Below are 20,213 nucleotides of genomic sequence, written 5' to 3' on the forward strand. Positions count from 1 at the left end.
TCCTTGGTGGTCCGTGTCGCCGGGCCCTTGTCCGTCCTCGGAGGGCCGCGCCCCCGGGGCGGACGTCCCTTGGCGGTCCGTGCCCCGGAGCGGACGCGTCCTCGGCGATCCCCACCCCGTCGGGCCGGCCCGTGGCGCGGCGGTCGGGCCAGATGGGGCCTCGGCGTTCCGCGCCGCCGGGCCCTGTCAGTCCTTGGAGGGCCGCGCCCCCGGGAGCGCCCTGAGCTGGCGGTCGTGCAGGCGGCTCAGCAGCAGCACCGAGACGGTCGCGCCGATCAGGCCGATGTCCCACTGGGTGTCCCACACATCGCCCTGGGCGGCCAGGAAGTCGTCCGCCGCGTGTGCGCCGATCACGGCGGCCACCCACTCGAACATTTCGAACACAGCGCTGAAGGCGAGACACGCGCGCACGGTCAGGGGTGCCGGCCACCGGCTGCCGCGCAGCGGTGACGTCCGGCTCAGCAGCGCCCGCACCAGGTCGACCGGCACGAAGCCCTGCATGAGATGGATCATCAAGCCGCGCTCACAGACTCCTTTCGTGACCGCCTCCGTCCGTGGCCCGGACCGCCCCTGCTCGTCGTTGTCTACGGTGACTGCCAACTGCGGCGCTGTCCGAGGACACCGGCGCCTGGAGTGGCGGGTTGTCCACAGGGGTAGGGCTCTTTCCGAACACGCCGTAGGCCGGGGGTGCACGTGGACGCGGAATTGTGGCTGGGGCTGTTGGGTGTACTGATAGCTGTTGGCGGTTTGTACTACGCGTGGCGCGCACTGGACCACGCTGCCGTCGAGCAATCTCAGGCATCCTTCGTCAAGGAACGAGCAGACCTCCGTGAACGGTTTGGTCAGCTGTGCGAGATGGCCGCTGACTTGCATGTCCTCGCCCGCCCCTCATTGCAGCGGATCGGTGGTACTTCGCTTCTGTGGGAGGAGGCCATGCGCCCGCCGACTCCTGTTCCCCTGTCGGCCGTGGTGGTGGAGTGGCAAGACACGTCGCCGCCCGTCAATCTGCCTTTGAGACAAGCCGCGCAGCACTGTTTGCCTCAAGAGTCGAAGGCCCATCGTTTCGAGCGGTATTCATCGGCCATGGGGGCTCTGGCCCGTCCTACCCTCTTCGAGGACCGGCCGTCTTTTCGCCTCACGCGTGCCGACTGGTCTGCTCCTGGAGGGCCTCGTCTGGCCTTCGGTACTGGCCAGTACTTCGACCTTATCGACCAGAACGAAGCTGTTGCTCACGAACTGGCCGTTGCCACGAGGCGCGTACCGACTGAGAGGCCGCCCTGGCGAGCGGTGCCCATGCGCAAGCTCCTGGCCGACGATCCTCTGTTGCTCAAGGGACGTGTCGTGCTCCCAGCTGTAGGGACACTAACGTTGCGCCGCACGCCCGATGGCCAAGGCACTTTCTTTCTCCTCTACCGAGAAACCGGGCACGTTGCCACTGGGGAGGGCACCTACGGCCCCCTCCCCGCTGGCATGGTTCAGCCTGCGTCGTTCTCACCTCTTGCGCACCGCCAGGACCTGGACATATGGCGCACCATCATGCGCGAGTACAACGAGGAATTGCTCGGGGCGCCAGAAGCCCGAGGGGACTCCGGCACAGAAGTCGACTATGGCCAGCCCCCTTACAGCTTGCTCAACGCCGCCTTGGCCGAAGGATCGTTGCGGGTGTGGTGCTGGGGTATGGCTTTGGAGCCTTTGAATCTTGCAGTATGCCTTCTGACAGTGGCGGTGTTCGAAGCGGAAACATTCGACACGATCTTCGCTGAGGCGGTAGAGCGTAACGAAGAAGGCATAGTGATCAGCGGGCCACGATCCAGCGGCACCATCACGGGTCTGCCTCTCGACGCAGCCTGCATCAACGATCTTCCTCCGAGCCGGATGTCGTCTCCCGCCGCAGGACTGCTCCGACTCGCATTGCAACATAAAGACGTTTTGCTGTCAGACCCTGAACAGTCCCGGGCGTAGTAAAGGTCTGCGACCACGGCTTGACATGGATCATGCAGCACCGCCGCCTGGCGCGGGACTACGAAGCCCTGCCACAGAGATCGCGGACAGTGATCCGCTGGGCGACGGCCGGCAAGATGTCCCGTGAGCTGACCGGGTCGAGGCACCGCTCAATCATTGTGCGGGTAGCTCGGGACGGGGGCGGTGCCTGCCCATCGGCAGGTACCGCCCGATGAAATCCCTTTCATCGCCCTTCAGTTGCCCCCACGTCATGCAGGATGCGCTACCGGATCCGCTCCATGGCGCGGAACGGTCCGCCAGATCGATCACGACTCGATACCCGCCCTGGATGGGCGGGCAGGGGCGGCGCATCCCCCTTGCGAGCTACAGGGATTGTCCATGTGGGGGTGACTCGCGGACGTCGGCCCGTCCCTAGCGTGGTTGTCAGGTCGCCACCGGTGCGACCACCACCCACAGGGGGAGGCCACGATGGGCACGACGTCCACCGCACTGCACGACACAGGCTCCGGCCCGGACGAAGAGGGCGACGGCTGGGGCGGCCGTTTCGGCCGGATCGTTCGATCTCCGCTCGGCTGGATGCTGACGGGCATGGTTGGTGTCGGTCTCGTCTCGGGCTTGACCGCGACGGGCCCCGGTCCGGTGCCGGCGCTGGGAGCGGCTGCCGCGGTGGCTGTGTACTGGGCGGTCATGCGCTTCGTCGCACGACGCTCCACGCCGGAGATCGCCCGGCGCGGGGCCGGCCGGGAGGTATTGCTCGGCGGCGGGATCGGTCTGGGCTTCATTCTCGTGTCCGCACTCCTGATCACGGCTCTCGGGGGCTACTCGTTCTCCTGGGCGGGCAGCGGCTTCGTGTCGGTCGTGTGGTCCGCGGTCATGGTGCAGATCGGCGCCGCGGTCACCGAGGAACTGCTGTTCCGCGGCCTCGCCCTGCAGGCTCTGGAGCAGTTGTGGGGCAGCCGGGCCGCCATCGCGATCACCGCGTTGTTCTTCGGCGTCGCCCACCTGGGGGCTCCGGGGGCCAGTGGGCGGAGTGTGGTGGCGATCGCTCTCGAGGCGGGTGTCATGCTCGGTGCCGCGTTCCTGTGGCGGCGTAGCATCTGGTTCGTCGGGGGTCTGCACTTCGCCTGGAACACTGTCGAGCAACTGCTCGGCGTCCCGGTCTCCGGACACACCCCCGAGGCTCTGTACACCGTCGACGTCCATGGTTCCACCCTGTTGACCGGCGACGGCTTCGGCCTGGAGACGTCGATCGTGCCCATCGTCCTCGGTGTACTGATTACCGTCCCGATGGCCGTCCTCGCCCACCGGAACGGCCGACTGCTGCCCCGGCGGCGGGCCCGGCACTGAGACAGGCCGACTGGAGGAAACGGAAGTGATGTCCCGTCAGGCGCTCTGGAGCCCCCCGCCCCTCCGGGCATTACGTGACTGGTGGAGCGAGCGGGATGCCTCCGTCAAGGACGGCGTCCTCGCTCTGGTGCTCTCCCTGCTGGCCTTCGTGCCGACCCTGTCGAACATCGGGGGGCAGATCGGCGACCTGCCCGAGCGGCCGGCGAACGCGCTGGGCATCGGGCTGATCCTGGCCCAGACCCTGCCGGCGGCGGTCCGCCGCCGGTGGCCCGCGGCCTGTCTGGCCGTCACCGCGGGCGCGTTCGCCGTGCACCAGGCGCTGGGTTTCGCGACGACCTTCGGGAGTGTGGGGCTGTATCTCGCCCTGTACTCCGCCGCGGCCCATCAGGTCAGCCTCCGCCGCGCCGTGACCGTCGCGGCGAGTGCGGCCTACGCCGTACTGGTCGTCGTCCTGCACCACCTCGGCTCACCACAGGAAATCCCGGACTATCTCGCGTTCTATCTGACTCTGGCCGCGATCTGGCTGGTGGGGAGTGCCGTACGCATGCGGCGAGGGGAAGAGGCGGAGCGGCGGCGGCTGGCCGCCGAGGTGGCCACGGCCGCCGAGCGGGCACGGATCGCCCGTGAACTGCACGACGTCGTCACCCACCACGTGACGGCCATGGTGGTCCAGTCCGACGCGGCGCAGTTCCTGCTCACGTCCGCGCCGGAACGGGCCGGGGAGGGACTGGCGGCCGTCAGCGACACCGGCCGTCGGGCTCTGACGGAACTGCGGTACCTGCTCGGTGTGCTGGAGGCGACCGGTGAGTCCGCGTTCGCCGACCCGGCGCGTGCGGACCGGGCCCCGACACTGGGACGGGTGGTCGACCTGGTCGAACAGGCCCGCAGGTCGGGTCAGCCGGTGGAGTTCAACGAGCAGGGCGAGCGGCGGGCGCAGTCCGTGGACGTGGAGCTGGCCGCATACCGTGTGGTGCAGGAGGCGCTCACCAACGCGATGAAACACGCGTCCGGGCAGCTGGCACACATCCTGGTCCGGCACCGCGAGGAGCACGTCGAGATCAAGGTGACGACCGACGCACCCGCCACCTCCCCGGCGGCCGTACCGGTCCCGCGGAAGCCTGGCCCAGCGGGCGGACGAGGCCTGGCCGGGCTGCGTGCACGGGTGCGGATGCTCGATGGTGAACTGGAGGCCGGACCCCGGCCCGGGGGCGGGTTCGAGGTCCGCGCAACGATTCCGTCCAAGCCCGTTCAGGAGTGACCCCGTGAGCGATGCGCCGCAACCCATCCGTGTACTCGTCTGCGACGACCAGGCGCTGGTGCGGACCGGCTACGTCACCATCTTCTCCGCGCAGACCGACATCAAGGTCGTCGGGGAGGCCGAGAACGGGCACGCGGCAGTGGAAACCGCACGGCGGCTGCGGCCCGACGTGGTGGTGATGGACATCCGGATGCCTCTGCTCGACGGTATCCAGGCGACCCGGCAACTGGCCGGTCCCGATGCCCAGTTCCCGCCGAAGGTGCTGGTCGTCACCACGTTCAACGTCGATGCCTATGTCTACGACGCGCTGCGGGCCGGAGCCAGCGGCTTCCTCCTCAAGGACGCGCCTCCTGCGGAGCTGGTGAACGGGATTCGGACGGTCGCCCGGGGCGAGTCCCTGCTGGCGCCCGCGGTCACCCGCCACCTCATAGGTCACTTCGCCGAACACCTGCGGCCGGCCGACACCTCCCGGCAGGCCAGAGAAGACCTTGTACGCGCGCTGACCCCCCCCGTGAGCTCGACGTGCTCCGGCAGATCGCCGAGGGGCTGTCGAACGCGGAGATTGCCACGGCGCTGTTCATCACCCCCGAGACGGTCAAGACCTACGTTTCGCGGATCCTGGCCAAACTCGGCCTGCGCGACCGGGTCCAGGCGGTCGTCCTTGCCTACCGGGTCGGGCTGATCCCAGAGGCCGGCTGACTGGGGGCCGACCCTGGCACAAGAACGTCGGCTGGTCGACCTCATACTCGCGAAGCTCACCGACCCGAACGCCTCCACGCACGAGCCACCATGTCCTCACTCTGCCCCCGGTCTTCGCCGAGGAAGCGCTCTCCTGCTGTCCGTTCACGTTCGGGCTATGCGAATCAGTCACTCCGCATCGGCACAGGACGGTTGGACCGTCGCCGCAACGTCTGTGGACGTGGGTTGACATGGGTCATCAAACTGCGCTCACAGACCTCGGCCACGCTGCTGGTGGCATAACCGCGACGGCTGCAGGTGTGTTGCTTGCCTCGCACGTGGGACGGGACGGATTGTGTGGAGCGCAGCCACCGCGGTGATCCGGAGGGTGCAATAGCCGGGGCGGCGTCGCGGCAGTCCGGCATCCGAGAACTTCCTCGACAGCCGGGCGAAGGCGCTGCAGGAGCTTTCCGAAGGCGGGAGTGGACTGTGACACTGTTCATGATGGCGAAACTCCCTGCGATGCGGGGCAGGTGGCGCGGCGGCGCCCTGCAAGCCTTCGAGGACGGTGAGGGGCACTGCTTGGAAACGGCGCCGTCCGCTGGGTCGGCGGGTCTTGGCGCAGGCCCTCGGAACGAAAGGGCTACCGCGGGCGGATCTCTCGGTCACTGCTGGCGTCCTGGATCAGCCCAGTTTGTGCCTGTGGTCGGGACGGGTGCCCGACCTGACTGTTCTTCTGCGCCCGTCAGGGCGTGAGCAGGTCGGCGAGCTCTGTTCGGGAGCTGATGCCGAGCTTGGGGAACGCGCGGTAGAGGTGGTGGCCGACGGTGCGTGGGCTCAGGAACAGGTGCGTGGCGATTTCGCGGTTGGTGGCGCCGGTGGCCGCGAGGCGGACGACTTCGCGCTCCTGGGCGCTCAGGCGGGTCAGGGGGGAGTCGGTGGCGTCGGACGGGTCGTGGGTTTCGCCGGCTGCCTTGAGTTCCGTGCGAGCGCGGTGGGCCCAGGGTCGGGCGTTCAGCTGATCGAAGACTTTCAGTGCGGTGCGCAGTTGATCGCGGGCGTCGATCTTGCGGCGCGAGCGGCGCAGCCATTCGCCGTAGAGGAGCTGGGTGCGCGCCCGATCGAAGTCGTTGCCGTCGGTGTGCAGGTCCAAGGCGGCCAGATAGAACTGCTCGGCCTGTGTGTCCGGGCCGGTCAGGGCCGCGCAGCGGTGCGCTTGGGCCGTGAAGTGGCGCTGCCCGAGGTCGGCCGCCCATGTCTTGAGCTGGTCCGCGGGTGCCCGCGCCCCTTCCGGATGTCCGGCACGCACGGCCGCCTCGATCAGATCCGGCAACAGGTGACGGGCCAGGAAGGGGTGGCCCGCCGCCTGCAGGGCCGCCTCCAGATGGCACAGAGCATCCTGCGCCCGCCCGAGGCCGAGGTCGAGCAGCCCCAGCGCCCACAGTGCCTCCGCCGCGCCCCGTCCGACCTCGCGCGGGCGGGTGTACTCCAGTGCCTTTTCGGCCATCTTCCGGGTCTGCGCCTCCTCCCCTTGGACGGCGGCCAGCACCGCCAACAGGGCGCGCAGATGGGCTGCTCGGTGGTCCAGGTCGTAGCCGTCGGCCAGCCGGAGCGCTTCGGTGGCGTGTGCGTGCGCGTCGTCGAGCCGGCCGAGCGCCAGCTCCACCTGGGCGCGCAGATGCAGGGTGGTGGGCAGCCATCCACCGATGCCCTGCTCGCGGCACCGCGCGACCGCCGTGGTGGTCAATTCGTGCGCGGTCGCGTGATCGGCCATCAGGTGGCAGTGGATCGCGGTCACCAACTGGTCCATGAGCCCGACGTCGTCGAGGTGTCCGGCCCGTACGAGAGTGTCCAGGGCCCGGCGCGCGCCGGGCAGGTCGCCGGCCAGGAGGTGGGCCGGCACGGCCAGGATCGGCAGATGGGGTGTGCGGACGCCGATCTCCACCATGAGGGGTGCGTCGCCCGCGCAGAAGGCCGCGTGGATGGCGTCGGTCAGCAGCGGCGCGAGCTTGTCGGGGCGGTCGGCCGAGATCGTGTCCGCGCAGTCGGCCAGGATGCGGGCGGCCCGGCGGGGGCTGCCGTAGCCGAGCTCGACCACGGAGCGTACGCGGGCGAAGTCCGCCGCCATCCCGGGGTCCCGCAACGGCAGTGGCACCTGGTCGGTGAGAGCGCGGCACCGTTCGTCCTGGCCGGCCTCGCTCGCCTTCTGCGCGGCCGTGATCAGGCGGCGGGCGTGCCGGTGCGGATCGGCGGTCAGGCGGGCGGCCCGCTCGTACGCCGCGGACGCGGACGCCATCGCCTGCCTGCTTCCGGCCCACTCGGCGACCCGTTCCAACTCCGCGGCGACCTCTTCGTCCGGGCCGGTCGTCGCTGCGGCCAGGTGCCAGGCGCGCCGGTGCGCGTGCTGGGCGCCGTCCAGGTCCGCCGCCAACGCCCGGTGCGCCGCGATCCGCCAGGCCAGCGGGGCCTGTTGGTAGGCGGCGAACCGGATGAGCGGGTGCCGGAAGCGCAGTTTCTGCGCGGAGACGAAGACCAGTCCGGCACGCTCGGCGGGCTCCAGATCCCTGACCTCCCCGTCGAGCCGGCCCGCGGCTGCCAGCACGGTGGGAAGGTCCCCGGTGTCGTCGGCCGCGGCCACCGCGAGAGTGCGCTGGGTCGCGTCGGGAAGGCGGCGAATCTGCAGTGCGAACGCGTCCTGGAGCTGATGGGGCAGCTCGGGCCGCGCCTCGGCCGGCGCCAGCAGCCCCAGCTGTCCGGCGCGCTGCGCCGGGGTCAGCGCGGCGGCCAACTCCCGCAGCGCCAGCGGGTTTCCCTGTGCCTGGTCGAGGATGTGCTCGGCGACCGGGGGAGCGAGGCCGGGCAGCAGTGCGACGGCCGACCGCCGGTCGATGCCGGTGACGTGTACGCGCGGCAGCGCCCTCGATCCGCTCTCCGGCGAGGTGCCGCGGCTGGCGAAGAGCATCACGATGCCTTCGTCCCGCAGCCGCCGGGCAGCAAAGGTCAGCGCGTCCCCGGACGGCCGGTCGAGCCATTGCAGGTCGTCGACCAGGCACAGCAGGGGGTCGTCCGTGGCCGCCTCGGACAGCAGCGACAGTGTGGCGAGCCCCAGGGTGAGACGGTCCCGTACGGGTTCGTCGATCAGGCCGAAGACGGCGCGCAGAGCCCCGGCCTGCGGTCCCGGCAGCCGGTCGAGTAGATCGAGCACCGGCAGGAAGAGCTGATGGAGCCCTCCGAAAGCGAGCTCCATCTCCGACTCGATGCCCTCGACCCGCAGCACGCGCATGCCGTCCGCGTGGGCGGCCGCATGCTCAAGGAGAGTGGTCTTGCCGATGCCGGCCTCGCCGTGCAGCAGCAGTGAACTGCTCGCTCCGTGACGAGAGTTGGCGAGCATCCGCTCCATGTGGCGTCGTTCTTCTGCGCGCCCCTGCACCGTCCGCTCCCCCGCCGGCAACCGAGCATCATGATCGACACTGTACGTCGGGGGAGGGACGATGCCGCAACTGGCCTTCCTCAGGCGCCTTCGAGCACCGGCCAGATCTCGATGGTCTCCAAGGTGCCGAGCCCCTTGGCGAGTTCCACGGCTTCCTCACGGTCGGCCACGTCGATGACGAACCAGCCGCCCAGGGTCTCCTCGCCGGGGTGTGCGGGCCCGTCGGTCACGGTGGCGGGCGCTGCTTCGGTGGTCTTGCGCACGGTCGTCGCGGAGGCCGACTCGGTGTCCAGGGCATCGCCACTGATCAGTTTGCCTGCCGCCGCGATCTTGCCGATCCAGGTCTCGTACGCCGCTCGGTGAGCGGCCCGGTCGGTCCGGATCCGGTCGCGCGACTCATCGGTCTCGAAGATCACGAGTGCGTACTTCATGAGCGTTCCCTTTCGTTGCTTCGTTGCTTCGTTGCTTCGTTGCTTCATTGCTTCATTGCGTGCGGACACGGACGCCGACGCGGGCGAGTGCGCCGATTTCCAGGGCTGTCCACAGAGCTCCGTCCGGGCCCAGGGCGATCCCGTGCGGCTCCGAGCCCGGGGTCGGCAGGTCGTGCACCGTGACAGTGCCGTCGGGGGTGAGGGAGCCCACCCGGTTGCCGGCCCACTCGGTGAACCACAACGTGCCGTCGCTGCCGGGGGTGATGGCATGCGGCCGGGAGGTGCGGTCGGGCAGCGGGAACTCGGTGATCCGGCCGTCGGGAGTGATCCGCCCGATCTGCCCTGCACCGATCTCGACGAACCAGACCGCCCCGTCGTGCCCGGCAGCGATGCCCACCGGGGCGGCGGACCTGGTCGGCAACGGGTGCAGAGTGACGGCTCCGTCCATGCCGATCCGCCCGATCGCGTCGGCCTGGTTCAGGGTGAACCACATCCCGTCGTCGGCGCCTGCGGTGATCGCCGAGGGGTAGGACCCCGTGGCCGGCAGCGGGAACTCGGTCACCCGGCCGTCGGTGGTGATCCTGCCGATCCGGTCGGCGGCGGTCTCGGTGAACCACAGCGCTCCGTCCGGCCCGGCGGCGATTCCGAACGGACCGCACTCCGCGGTCGGCACGGTGAATTCCTCGACCTTGCCGTCGAGGGCGATCCGGCCGATGCGATGCGCCCGGTGCTCGGTGAACCACAAGGCGTCGTCCGGCCCGACAGCGATGATCGTCGGCCCGCAGTCCGGATCGAGTTGATGGTGCGTGAGCACACCTCCGGGCACGAGTCGCCCGATGCCCCCGCTGTGCACCAGCGTGAACCACAGCGCCCCGTCCGGGCCCGTGGTGAGCGCGTAGGGACCGCTGTCGCTCCCGGCCACGCTGAACTCTTCGATGAAAACCGGCATCAGACCGGCTCTCCTCTCTTCATACGGCTCATACGGCTCTCTTCGTACGGCGCGCCCGCTGCCGCCCTTCATCAACCGTCCGTCTCCCTCGGGCGAAGGGGTCTCCGTCTCTCCGCCCTACGCCACCGGCGCCGAATACAGCATGCGGATCTCCGAAGTCCGGTAGCCGGCGCGGGCGAAGGCCGCGGCCATGGGGGCGTTGCCGGTGTCCGTGGTGGCTGTGATCAGTTCGGCATCGGATTCCGCGTGGATGAGGGTGATCTCGGTGAGGAGGTCGTCGACGTATCCATGGCCGCGGAACTCGGGGACGACGCCCAGGTAGCCCACGTTGCGGGCATACGGTGTCGCGGAGGGGAGGGCGAGGCCCGCGACCTGCCCGTCCGGGGTGTGGGCCACGCGCCACCACTCGCGCCGACCGGGGCAGCCGAGATAGAAGTCCATCTCGTCCCTGGCCGTGGCTTCGGCGCCCTTGGCGGCGATGTTCCTGCGGGTCTCGTCGTCCAGGCTGCCGACGGCTATCCGACGGAACAGCCGGAGGAACTCCTCGTCCGAAGCGGGGGCGAACGTCAGTCGGCCCCTGGACGTGGGGAGGCCGACGTCGGCCGTCCATTGCAGGCGCAGCCGTTCCACCTCGTGCGTGAGGCCTGCTGCCACGGCGGCCCGGCGCCGCCACTCCACGGCGGCCACCGCGGCCGGGGTGTCACGCCAGCCGACGGGCAGCGTCAGGTTGTACAGCGGAGTTCTGGGCGCACCCGCTTCGGCGAACGCCCGCAGCGCGGCGGTCAGCAGCCCGGCGGCCACCTCCGGGCGGTCGGGGAGCGTCGTGTCGACATGCAGACAGTCCAGGGCGACGGGGTGAGCGCTGTCCTGCTGCCCCCACCACAAGGAACGGCCCACGATCCGCCCGTCGTCCTCGGCGATCCAGGTCCACTCCGGCCGGTACATCCCCTGCTTCAACTCGTCCAGGTAGCGGTCGGCGTCGATCCAGCCCACCGGTTCATCCACGATGACTGCTGCGACACGCTCTTGATCGGCCTCGGTCGCGGGGCGAAACAACACATGTGCTCCTACTGCTTGGTGTACGTCGTGACAGTCGCGCCGGTGGCGAAGACCCGGAAGCCGGTCAGCGTGAAGGCGGCAGGGTCGAATGCCGCGTGGAACAGCGGAACGCCGGCCCCGAACGCCACCGGGTGGCGATGAACCACGAGCTTGTCGACCTCACGCAGCAAATGCCCGGCCGGCACCGGGCCGCCGCACAGCCAGACGCCCATGCCCGGCCGTCGCTTCAGCCCGCGTACGAACTCGGCCGGGTCCTCGGCGACGACATCGACGCCTGACGGGGGGCCGTTTCAGGGGCGAGGAGACCACGTACTGCCGCATCCAGGGATACGGGCTGTCGGCACCGGCCGCCCGAGCGGATTCGTAGACGCCGCGCCGCATGACGACCGTGTCGAACAGTCTGTTCGCCGTGCTGACGACGCCCAGCGACCTGCGGGCATGGTCCGGGACGGTCTCGGGGTACTCGGCCAGTACGGCGGCCTTGAGATCGCCGTCGAGGCCGAAGGGGTCGCACTGTCCGTCAGGACCGGCGGTGAAGCCGTCGACACTGCAGCCGACGAGGTACGTGAGCAGACGCATGCGGGTCCGATTCCGATCCGTTGCCACCAGGGACGAGATGACACTAGGCACCCCTGATCCAGGAGGGCATCGGTCATCGCGACGTAACGTGACCCGCCTCGGCCGGGACGGCATCGGTCGCGGTGTCGGGGTCGGTACCGGCGGGCCGGAGTGTCAGGGCCGCCCCGTCTCCCACGCCTCCTGATCCCCTGTGTACCGAGGGCGATCCGCGACGATCGACCGGGTCCGGGCCGTGCCACAGCCCAGGTGCCGGCGCACCGTGCCTCTGACTCGGGACGCGGAAAGTCCCATGCCCGCGACCACCACCACGGCGAGGACGGCCGGGAGGCCCCGGCCGCGCGGAGCGCTCCGGGGGAGCCGGGTGCTGGGCGGGCGGGGCGAGGACTGATCCGGGCATGGCGGGCTCCTGGGTCCAGGTGGCCCCATGGCGGTGGAGCGCCGGGGCGGGCGACATGAGTACGGGTACTCACCCGGCCGCTGTGGGCAGCGGTACGAACATGTTCGTGACGTACTTGTTCGCAACGAACATGTTCGTTACCTTGAAGGAGTGACAGAACATCCCGCCCCCCGCCCCAGCCGCCGTGAGCGCCCGGCGAAGCCCGCCCTGACCAGGGACGGCATCATCGGGACGGCCGTCGCGCTGATGCGCGCCGAAGGCCTCCGGCGCGTCACCATGCGCCGCCTGGCGCAGGAACTCGACACCGGACCGGCCTCGCTCTACGTCTACGTGCGCAACACCGCCGAGCTGCACGCGGCGGTGCTCGACGACCTGCTCGGCGCCGTCGACCTCGGCCCGGTCCGTGCGGACGGCGACTGGCGCGACCGGCTCGTGCGGGTGCTCACCTCGTACACGGCCGTCCTCTTCGAGCACCCGGGGCTCGCCCGCTCCGCGCTGGTGGCCCGCCCGTCCGGCGAGCGCTACCTCGACCTGGTCGAGGCACTGCTGTCCCTCCTCGACGAGGGCGGTGTCCCCGGTGAGCGGGCGGCCTGGGCGATCGATCTGCTGCTCCAGTTCGCCACCGCCACCGCGGCGGAGCACGCGTCGGGGGAGAAGGACCCGGCCGAGACGGAGGGGGAGTGGGCGGCACTGGCCTCCGCGGTGCGCGGTGCGTCCCACGAGCGGCACCCCCGCATCGCCGCGCTGGGCGCGGACCTGCTCTCCGGGCCGGGCGAGGCCCGTCTGAACTGGGGCTTCCATGTCCTGATCAGCGGCGTCCTGCACACACCCCGGCCCGACACGCCCGAGGCGCCGAGCGCGCCCACACCACCCGACACGCCGTGAGCCCCACCGGCCCGCGCCCGTCACCACCACGCACCGTCGCCGAGAGCGACGGTTGCGCCCGCACCGGCACCAGACGGTCACCCCCGCACAAGGAGAACCAGCCATGACGAACACCCACCACCCCATAGCCGTGATCGGCGCCGGTCTCGGCGGTCTCACGCTCGCCCGCGTCCTGCACCTGAACGGCGTCGAAGCCGCCGTCTACGACCTGGACGCCTCACCGACCGCCCGCCCCCAGGGCGGCATGCTCGACATGCACGAGGAGTCCGGCCAGGCCGCGCTGCGCGCCGCCGAGCTCCACGACGAGTTCCGCGCGGCCATCCACGCCGGCGGCGAGGCCATGCGCATCCTCGACAAGAGCGCCACCGTCCGCATGGAGGACGCCGGTGAGAACGAGGCGCGCCCGGAGGTCTCCCGGGCCGCCCTGCGTGACATCCTGCTCGGCTCGCTGCCCAAGGGCACCGTCCGCTGGGGCGCCAAGGTCACCGGGACGCGGACGGCCGGGGACGGCCGTCACGAGGTGACTCTCGCCGACGGGCGCACCTTCACCGCCGATGTGCTGATCGGCGCCGACGGCGCCTGGTCGAAGGTGCGGCCGCTGGTCACGGACGCCACCCCGGTCTACTCCGGCATCTCCTTCGTCGAGATGCACCTGCTCGACGCCGACACCCGTCACCCGAAGGGCGCGGCCGTCGTCGGAGGCGGCATCCTGTTCGCCCTCGCCGAGGAGAAGGGTCTGCTCGGCCACCGTGACCCGGACGGCTCCCTGCATGTCTACGCCGCCCTGCGCACGCCCGCCGACTGGGCGGTCTCCGGTGCCGTCGACTTCACCGACACCGAGGCGGCCAGGCGGAGTCTCCTGGAGCACTTCGACGGCTGGGACGAGAGCCTGCGCTCGCTCATCGCCGAAGCCGACGGCGAACTCGTCGCCCGCCCGGTCCACGCGCTGCCCCCCGGCCTGCGCTGGGAGCGCGTCCCCGGCGTCACCCTGCTCGGTGACGCCGCCCACCTGATGTCCCCGTTCGCCGGCGAGGGCGCCAACCTCGCCATGCTCGACGGCGCCGAACTCGGAAAGGCCCTCGCCGCCCACCCCGACGACGCCGAGAAGGCACTGACCGCGTACGAGGAGGCGCTCTTCCCGCGCTCCGAGATCTCGGCGACCGAGTCCGCCGCGAACCTCTCCGTCTGCTTCAGCCCGGACGCTCCGCAGAGCCTGGTCGACCTGATGAACCACTACCGGGGCGAGGCGGACTGACGCGCCGAACCGCGCACGGAGAAGCCGATGTGACGATCCATCGGTGAGACTGGACCGTCACCGACCGACAACTCGCCCCTGTTCCGCACCGGTTGGCCGGTCCCACCCTTCACCGCGCCGTCACCCTCCGGACGCGCACGTCACTTCCGGCACTCCGGGGCGCCCTCTATCCTCGCGCCCTGGCCGCTCCGTTCCTGGCCGATGTGGCCGTCCGTGCCGCGGAGGGGCCGGTGTCCCTCGTGGACCAGCTGATCGGATCGGCGAACGGGTGACGTAAGCACTCGGTAAAGTGACTCGCTGTGCAGCTTCGGTACAGCTTCCGTCTGTACCCGAGTGCCGGTCAGCGTGCCGCGTTGGCAAGGGCGTTCGGGTGTGCGCGGGTCGTCTTCAACGAGGCGCTCCGCGCTCGGGAGACTGCCCGCGAGCAGGGGTTGGCGTTCCCGAAGTCGGGTGACCTGTCCAAGGTACTGATCACCGATGCGAAGAAGACCCCGGAACGGGCCTGGCTCGGCGAGGTGTCCGCCGTCGTCCTCCAGCAGTCCCTGCGGGACCTGGACGCCGCGTACCGGAACTTCTTCGACGGCCTCAAGGGCAAACGCCCGCGGATGGGTGCGCCGCGCTTCAAGTCGAAGCGGGACAACCGGCAGTCGATCCGTTTCACCGCGAACGCGGCCTGGCGGATCACGCCGGGCAGAAAGCTGCGCCTGCCGAAGGTCGGCGACATCTCCGTGCGCTGGTCCCGGACGCTGCCGTCCGCCCCTTCCACCGTGACGGTGATCAAGGATGCGGCCGGACGGTACTTCGCAAGCTTCGTCGTCGAGACGGACGCCTCAAAGGTGCTGGCGGAAGTAACGTCCCAGGTTGGCATCGACCTCGGCCTGGGGCACTTCGCCGTCCTCTCCGACGGGACCAAGGTTGACAGCCCGCGCTTCCTGCGCCGGGCCGAGAAGCGCCTGAAGAAGGCGCAGCGGGACCTGTCCCGCAAGCAGAAAGGTTCCAGTAACCGGGACAAGGCCAGGATCCGCGTCGCACGGGCCCACGCCCGAGTCGCGGACGCGCGCCGCGAGTTCCATCACCGGCTCTCCACCCAGTTGATCCGCGAGAATCAAGCGGTCGCTGTGGAGGACCTGGCGGTCAAGGGACTCGCCCGTACGCGTCTGGCCAAGTCCGTCCACGACGCCGGATGGTCGGCGTTCGTGACCATGCTGGAGTACAAGGCCGCCCGGTACGGACGCACCTTCCACCGGATCGGCCGGTTCGAGCCCACCTCCCAGGTGTGCTCGGTGTGCGGGGTGAAGGACGGACCCAAGCCCCTCAATGTCCGCACGTGGACGTGCGGGGCGTGCGGGGCGGTCCTGGACCGCGACATCAACGCGGCGGTCAACGTCGCAAAGGCCGCCGGACTGGCGGTGACAGCCTGTGGAGCGCAGGTAAGACCGGGACCCGTCCCGGCACAGCGCGGCGAAGCAGGAACCCACCCGAAGCGACCCACACAGTTCGTGTGGGAGCAGGCGGGAATCCCGGGCCTTTGAGCCCGGGAGGATGTCAATGGCGCAATGTCTTCACCCCCCGCCGCCACGGCTGGCGCCGGCTACATCCAGGCCCGCCACCTAGACGGGTCCTGGGTGTCCCCGTTCAGCCCGGGCAGCGACCGCGGCCTCGCACAGAGCGCCAGCGCCACGTACGCAGGCGACCGTCCGGCAGATCCTCGACACCGTGTACGGCACCGGCCCCTCGGGGCTGCCGGGCAACGACGACCTCGGGACCATGTCGGCCTGGTACGTCTTCTCGGCGCTCGGTCTGTATCCGCAGACCCCGGGCAGCGCGAACATGCTCCTGGGCGCCCCGCTCTTCCCCCGCGCGGTGGTCCTCCGGCCGGGCGGGAAGAGCATCGTCGTCAGCGCGCCCGACGCGGACGCCACGCACTTCTACGTGGGGGTCGTACGGGTCGACGGGCAGCCCACGCAGCGTTCCTGGACCGGGGCCGCCCTCACGACCGGGGGCGGCACGGTGAGTTTCGAACTCACCGACCGGCCCGACACCCGGTGGGCCACCGGCCCCGACGACCTGCCGCAGTGACGGCCCGGCCGCGCGGGAACCCTCGTTCCCGCGCGGACCTGCGGCCCCGCGGCCCGATCAGTCCCGGCCGGCCGCCCCGCGCAGCGCCGCGATGGCGGTGCCGATCGCCTGCTGGAGCTCCTCCAGACGCTGCACCATGTCGTCCTCGTAGATGTCGTCGGCGTCGTCGAACGTCAGCTCCTCGAACACCTTCGTTGCCTTCTGAAGGCTGCTGTAGAACTTCGTCCGGCGTTCCTGGACGCGCAGTTCGGGGTCGGCCTCCACGGTCTCGACGACCAGGTTCTTCATGGTGTCGTACGCCTCGGTGGCCCACTCGCCCGCGTCCTCGCCCTCGTCGAGTTCGTCGAGGAGGGACAGGTGCCGCTCGGCCTCGGAGCGCAGCTCGGCCGGAGCGTCCAGGGTCTGCCCGGCCGGTGTCCTGATCTGGCCCTTCTCCGCGATCTGGCGCACATAGCCGATGCGGTCGGCCGCCCTGTTCTCGGTGGCGACCGCCTTCTTCAGCTCCTCCGTGCGGGCGATGTCGCGGGCCAACTCGGTCTGGAGCGCGGGGTCTTCCTTCACCCGGTCCAGCAGTGCGGACCGCGCCGCCTTGGCCGTGGAGGGGTCGGCGAGGATCGCGGCCCGCAGCGCGGTCGGGTTCTCGGCCACCTCCAGGGCCTTCGTGGGACGGATGCCCTCGGCCTCCGCGGCCTGGGTGATGGCGGTGCCGCGCTCCGACGCGCCGCTGGAACGGGAGGAGTAGTAGGTCTGCCAGGCCTCGGCGTCCGGCAGTTCGACGTCCTCGCCGGGGACCAGGGTCTCGAAGTGGGGGACCAGACCGTCGTCGGCGGCCCTGTCCCAGGCCTTGTAGTAGCGCATGACGCGCTCGGGCGAGCATCCGGCCAGTTCCGCGAACTCCTTCGCGGACACCTTGGGCGTGTCGTCGGCGGACTGCCCGCCGGGACGGACGCTGCGCGCCACCTTGAGTGCGAAGGCCCAGCCGCCGGTCCGCGCGTAGGCCCCGAAGTCATGCGCGTCGCGCTCGACGGGGTTCGGCGCGTCGGCGCGCGTGGCGGATTCTTCGGACGGGGCGATGGCTGAGGACACCGGGAACTCTCCTGGGATGGCGGGGCGTTGATGTCACGGAGGATGAAGCATTGGCCTAAGGTTTGCGTGGAATCAAGCAGCCACGCATGGGCCGGAACCAAGCGGACACCCAAGTAAATCCGAAATGAGTAAGCCAGAAACGACGCGATGTGATGACCTTCACCCCGATGTGGCAGAAAGTGATGAATTCCTTACGGCCGTGTCACGTACGGGTGGGTATCGACCATCGTGCGACCGCGGGAGGATCTTTCGTGCGACCGTTCACTCTCAACTACGCCCTGCCCTCAGGGCAGTCGGCCGCAGTACCCCCGTACCACTTCGACGTGTCCCTGCAACTGAACGTGCTGCCCGACGGCCGCCCGGCCGTCAGTGATCGCGCGCTGCTGATGGCGACCGGCACCACGACGTCGACGGCCGGTTCCCAGACGCACTTCGACGACTGACGGAAGTCCGCGCGCATGACGGTTCTCATACTCACGGCCGAGCAGGACGTCACCGCCGACATGGTGGTGGCCAAACTGCATGAGCGGGGCGTGCCCATGGTGCGCCTCGATCCCGCCGACCTGCCCGGCAAGGCGGTGCTGTCCGCCGACTACGCCCACGGTGACTTCGACGGCTATCTGTCGGTCAACGGCCATGTGCTCAGCATGGGAGGCCTGCGCTCCGTGTGGGTGCGCAGGCCGGGCGAGCCGGCGGCCCACGCCGCCGAACCCTCCGCGTGGCTCACCGCCGAGACCAGGCAGGCCCTGTTCGGCATGCTCTACTCGGCCTCGACCCGCTGGATGAACCACCCCCGCCGAGCCGAGCAGGCCCGGCACAAGCCCTGGCAGCTACGGGTGGCCCACACCAGCGGATTCGCGGTGCCGCCCACCGTCATCACGACCGCTCCCCGGGTGGCCCAGCAGTTCGTCAAGGAGCACCGGGACGTGGTGGTGAAATCCGCCTCGGGGCCGCCGCCCGGCGAGCCTCCGGCGGCCCTGCCGACCACGCTGGTCGGACCCGACACGGACTTCTCCGGTGTGGCGGCGGGCCCCGCGTTGCTCCAGCGCTACATTCCCAAGCGTGCCGACATCCGGCTGACCGGCATCGGCACCCGGCTGTTCGCCGCCCGCAAGGCCGCCGAGCCCGGTCAGGTCGACGGGCGGTTCGGCGAGACGGGGAACGGCTGGGAGCCCGTGCCGGTACCCGACCGCATCGCCCGTGCGGTCCACGACTACCTCTCCTTCACCGGACTCGCCTACGCCGCCTTCGACTTCGCCGAGGACGCGGAGGGCATCTGGTGGTTCCTGGAGTGCAACCAGGGAGGCCAGTTCGGCTTCGTCGAGCTGGAGACCGGCCAGCCCATCGCCGAGGAGGTCGCCCTGTGGCTGGCCCAGCGCAGGCCCGACTTCCGCATCCCGGAGGGGCATTGACTTGACTTCCTCCCCCTCCTGAAGGAGGGGGATTCCTACGGCTCGCGCCGTGGGGTTTCCTGCTTCGTCGCCGACTGCTTGCCCGGAGTGCTCCGTTGAGGTCTTGCACCAGCTCCACAGGCTGTCACCGCCAGTCCGGCGGCCAGCAGGTTCTTCGCCGCGTTCACGTCCCGGTCATGGGTCGTGCCGCAGTCACACGCCCAGGTACGGACGTTCAACGGCATCCGCTCCCGGAGGGTGCCGCAGGCGGAGCACAGCTTGGAGGAGGGCAACCACCGGTCGACGGCGATCACCTCACGTCCGTACCACTGGGCTTTGTACTCCAGCAGGCTCCGGAAGTCCGCCCATGCCGCGTCCGAGACGGCTCGGGCCAGGCTCCGGTTCCTGACCATGTTGCGGATACTCAGGTCCTCGATCACGAGCGTTTGGTTCTCACGCACGAGTCGGGTGGTCAGCTTGTGCAGGGTGTCACGGCGGCGGTCGGCGATCCGGGCATGGATCTTCGCGACTTTGCGGCGGGCCTTGGCCCGGTTCGCGCCGTCGCCCCTGGCCTTCTTCGACAGTCGGCGCTGCGCTTTGGCGAGGGCGGCACGGTCGCGGCGCTCGTGCCTCGGGTTGGTGATCTTCTCTCCGGTCGACAGGGTCAGCAGATGGTTCAGGCCGACGTCGATACCGACCGCCGTGTCCGTGGCGGGCAGGGGCTGGACGGACGGATCGTCGCACAGCATCGAGACGAACCAGCGTCCGGCCGGATCCTGGGACACGGTCACCGTCGACGGGCTCACGCCCTCCGGAAGGGGCCGGGTCCAGACGATGTCCAGGGGCTCGCGCATCTTCGCGAGCGTCAGCCGGCCGTCCCGGAAACGGAACGCGCTGGTGGTGTACTCGGCGGACTTCCGCGACTTCTTCCGGGACTTGAACCGCGGGTACTTCGCCCGCTTGCCGAAGAAGTTGGTAAACGCCACCTGCAGATGCCGCAAAGCCTGCTGCAACGGAACCGACGACACCTCGTTCAGGTAGGGCAGTTCCCCGGTCTTCTTCCAGACCGTCAGCATCGCCGAGGTCTGGTTGTAGTTCACCCGCTCCTGCCGCGTCCACGCCTGCGTACGCGCGGCCAGCGCCAGGTTGTAGACCTTCCGCACGCATCCGAACGTGCGCGACAGCTCGGCGGCCTGCGCATCGGTGGGATGGAAGCGGTACTTGAACGCCCGCTTCACGTGAGTGGGCATAGCTCACAAATTGGCGTCCACGTCAGCGAAGGATCGAACCTGCCGGTCGGGGCACTGGGATCCGCCCTGACGGCGAATCCCGGCCCGCTGCCCTGCTCCGCAGGAGTCCGTTTCTCCCCCGCAAGCGGGAGGTACCCCCACCCCGGCCTGAAGGCCGGGGTATCCACGGAGGAGTTC

At 70.0% G+C, this 20,213-nt stretch carries 16 protein-coding genes and 2 pseudogenes; 10 read left to right on the forward strand and 8 right to left on the reverse strand.

The window, feature by feature from the left end; genetic code table 11:
• Positions 1–186: 186 nt before the first annotated feature.
• Positions 187–507, reverse strand: a pseudogene (locus OG788_RS40325) (DUF2238 domain-containing protein); the annotation flags it as partial.
• A gap of 186 nt (positions 508–693) precedes the next feature.
• Here OG788_RS40325 and OG788_RS40330 point away from each other — a divergent pair.
• The 4 genes and pseudogenes from OG788_RS40330 (at position 694) to OG788_RS40345 (ending at position 5,266) form a co-directional block, all read left to right on the forward strand.
• Positions 694–1,962, forward strand: a complete 1,269-nt coding sequence (locus OG788_RS40330; protein ID WP_406375888.1) for a transcriptional regulator — start codon at positions 694–696, stop codon at positions 1,960–1,962.
• Positions 1,963–2,430: 468 nt separating this feature from the next.
• On the forward strand, positions 2,431–3,309 hold the full coding sequence (locus OG788_RS40335; RefSeq protein ID WP_406375889.1) for a CPBP family intramembrane glutamic endopeptidase: 879 nt from the start codon (positions 2,431–2,433) through the stop codon (positions 3,307–3,309).
• Between the two features lie 28 nt (positions 3,310–3,337).
• Complete coding sequence (locus OG788_RS40340; RefSeq protein ID WP_406375890.1) at positions 3,338–4,567, forward strand: sensor histidine kinase; 1,230 nt, start codon at positions 3,338–3,340, stop codon at positions 4,565–4,567.
• A gap of 4 nt (positions 4,568–4,571) precedes the next feature.
• Positions 4,572–5,266, forward strand: a pseudogene (locus OG788_RS40345) (response regulator).
• Positions 5,267–5,990: 724 nt separating this feature from the next.
• Here OG788_RS40345 and OG788_RS40350 read toward each other — a convergent pair.
• From OG788_RS40350 to OG788_RS40370, 5 genes are all read right to left on the reverse strand, one after another.
• On the reverse strand, positions 5,991–8,675 hold the full coding sequence (locus OG788_RS40350) for an ATP-binding protein (RefSeq protein ID WP_406375891.1): 2,685 nt from the start codon (positions 8,673–8,675) through the stop codon (positions 5,991–5,993).
• A gap of 80 nt (positions 8,676–8,755) precedes the next feature.
• Positions 8,756–9,106, reverse strand: a complete 351-nt coding sequence (locus tag OG788_RS40355; RefSeq protein WP_266764467.1) for a YciI family protein — start codon at positions 9,104–9,106, stop codon at positions 8,756–8,758.
• Positions 9,107–9,158: 52 nt separating this feature from the next.
• Entirely contained in the window at positions 9,159–10,055 is an 897-nt protein-coding gene (locus OG788_RS40360; protein WP_406375892.1) for a virginiamycin B lyase, read from the reverse strand.
• Between the two features lie 117 nt (positions 10,056–10,172).
• Positions 10,173–11,060 (reverse strand): GNAT family N-acetyltransferase, encoded by an 888-nt coding sequence (locus OG788_RS40365; RefSeq protein ID WP_406375893.1) that lies wholly within the window; start codon positions 11,058–11,060, stop codon positions 10,173–10,175.
• Between the two features lie 62 nt (positions 11,061–11,122).
• On the reverse strand, positions 11,123–11,326 hold the full coding sequence (locus OG788_RS40370; RefSeq protein ID WP_406375894.1) for a hypothetical protein: 204 nt from the start codon (positions 11,324–11,326) through the stop codon (positions 11,123–11,125).
• Between the two features lie 914 nt (positions 11,327–12,240).
• Here OG788_RS40370 and OG788_RS40375 point away from each other — a divergent pair.
• From OG788_RS40375 to OG788_RS40390, 4 genes are all read left to right on the forward strand, one after another.
• Complete coding sequence (locus tag OG788_RS40375; protein ID WP_406375895.1) at positions 12,241–12,975, forward strand: TetR/AcrR family transcriptional regulator; 735 nt, start codon at positions 12,241–12,243, stop codon at positions 12,973–12,975.
• A 103-nt stretch (positions 12,976–13,078) separates the two neighbouring features.
• On the forward strand, positions 13,079–14,230 hold the full coding sequence (locus OG788_RS40380; RefSeq protein ID WP_406375896.1) for an FAD-dependent oxidoreductase: 1,152 nt from the start codon (positions 13,079–13,081) through the stop codon (positions 14,228–14,230).
• A gap of 299 nt (positions 14,231–14,529) precedes the next feature.
• A complete protein-coding gene (locus tag OG788_RS40385) occupies positions 14,530–15,762 on the forward strand; it encodes an RNA-guided endonuclease InsQ/TnpB family protein (protein WP_406375897.1) in 1,233 nt (410 codons plus the stop codon).
• A gap of 184 nt (positions 15,763–15,946) precedes the next feature.
• Positions 15,947–16,309: a glycoside hydrolase domain-containing protein gene (locus tag OG788_RS40390; RefSeq protein ID WP_406375898.1), complete on the forward strand. Its 363-nt coding sequence runs from the start codon at positions 15,947–15,949 to the stop codon at positions 16,307–16,309.
• A gap of 57 nt (positions 16,310–16,366) precedes the next feature.
• On the opposite strand, the gene OG788_RS40395 is transcribed toward OG788_RS40390, so the two are convergent.
• Entirely contained in the window at positions 16,367–17,395 is a 1,029-nt protein-coding gene (locus OG788_RS40395) for a hypothetical protein (protein WP_406375899.1), read from the reverse strand.
• A gap of 251 nt (positions 17,396–17,646) precedes the next feature.
• Between OG788_RS40395 and tgmA the strand changes: the two genes are divergently transcribed.
• Positions 17,647–17,838 carry a putative ATP-grasp-modified RiPP gene (gene tgmA, locus OG788_RS40400; RefSeq protein ID WP_266764475.1) on the forward strand — a complete coding sequence of 64 codons (192 nt, stop codon included), beginning with the start codon at positions 17,647–17,649 and terminating at the stop codon, positions 17,836–17,838.
• Between the two features lie 15 nt (positions 17,839–17,853).
• Positions 17,854–18,807 (forward strand): ATP-grasp ribosomal peptide maturase, encoded by a 954-nt coding sequence (gene tgmB, locus OG788_RS40405; protein WP_406375900.1) that lies wholly within the window; start codon positions 17,854–17,856, stop codon positions 18,805–18,807.
• Positions 18,808–18,842: 35 nt separating this feature from the next.
• Here tgmB and OG788_RS40410 read toward each other — a convergent pair whose 3' ends face one another.
• Positions 18,843–20,036, reverse strand: coding sequence for an RNA-guided endonuclease InsQ/TnpB family protein (locus tag OG788_RS40410; protein ID WP_406375901.1), 1,194 nt, complete (start codon positions 20,034–20,036; stop codon positions 18,843–18,845).
• Positions 20,037–20,213: the final 177 nt, after the last annotated feature.

The organism is Streptomyces sp. NBC_00647 (genome assembly GCF_045207245.1).
GTDB lineage: Bacteria > Actinomycetota > Actinomycetes > Streptomycetales > Streptomycetaceae > Streptomyces.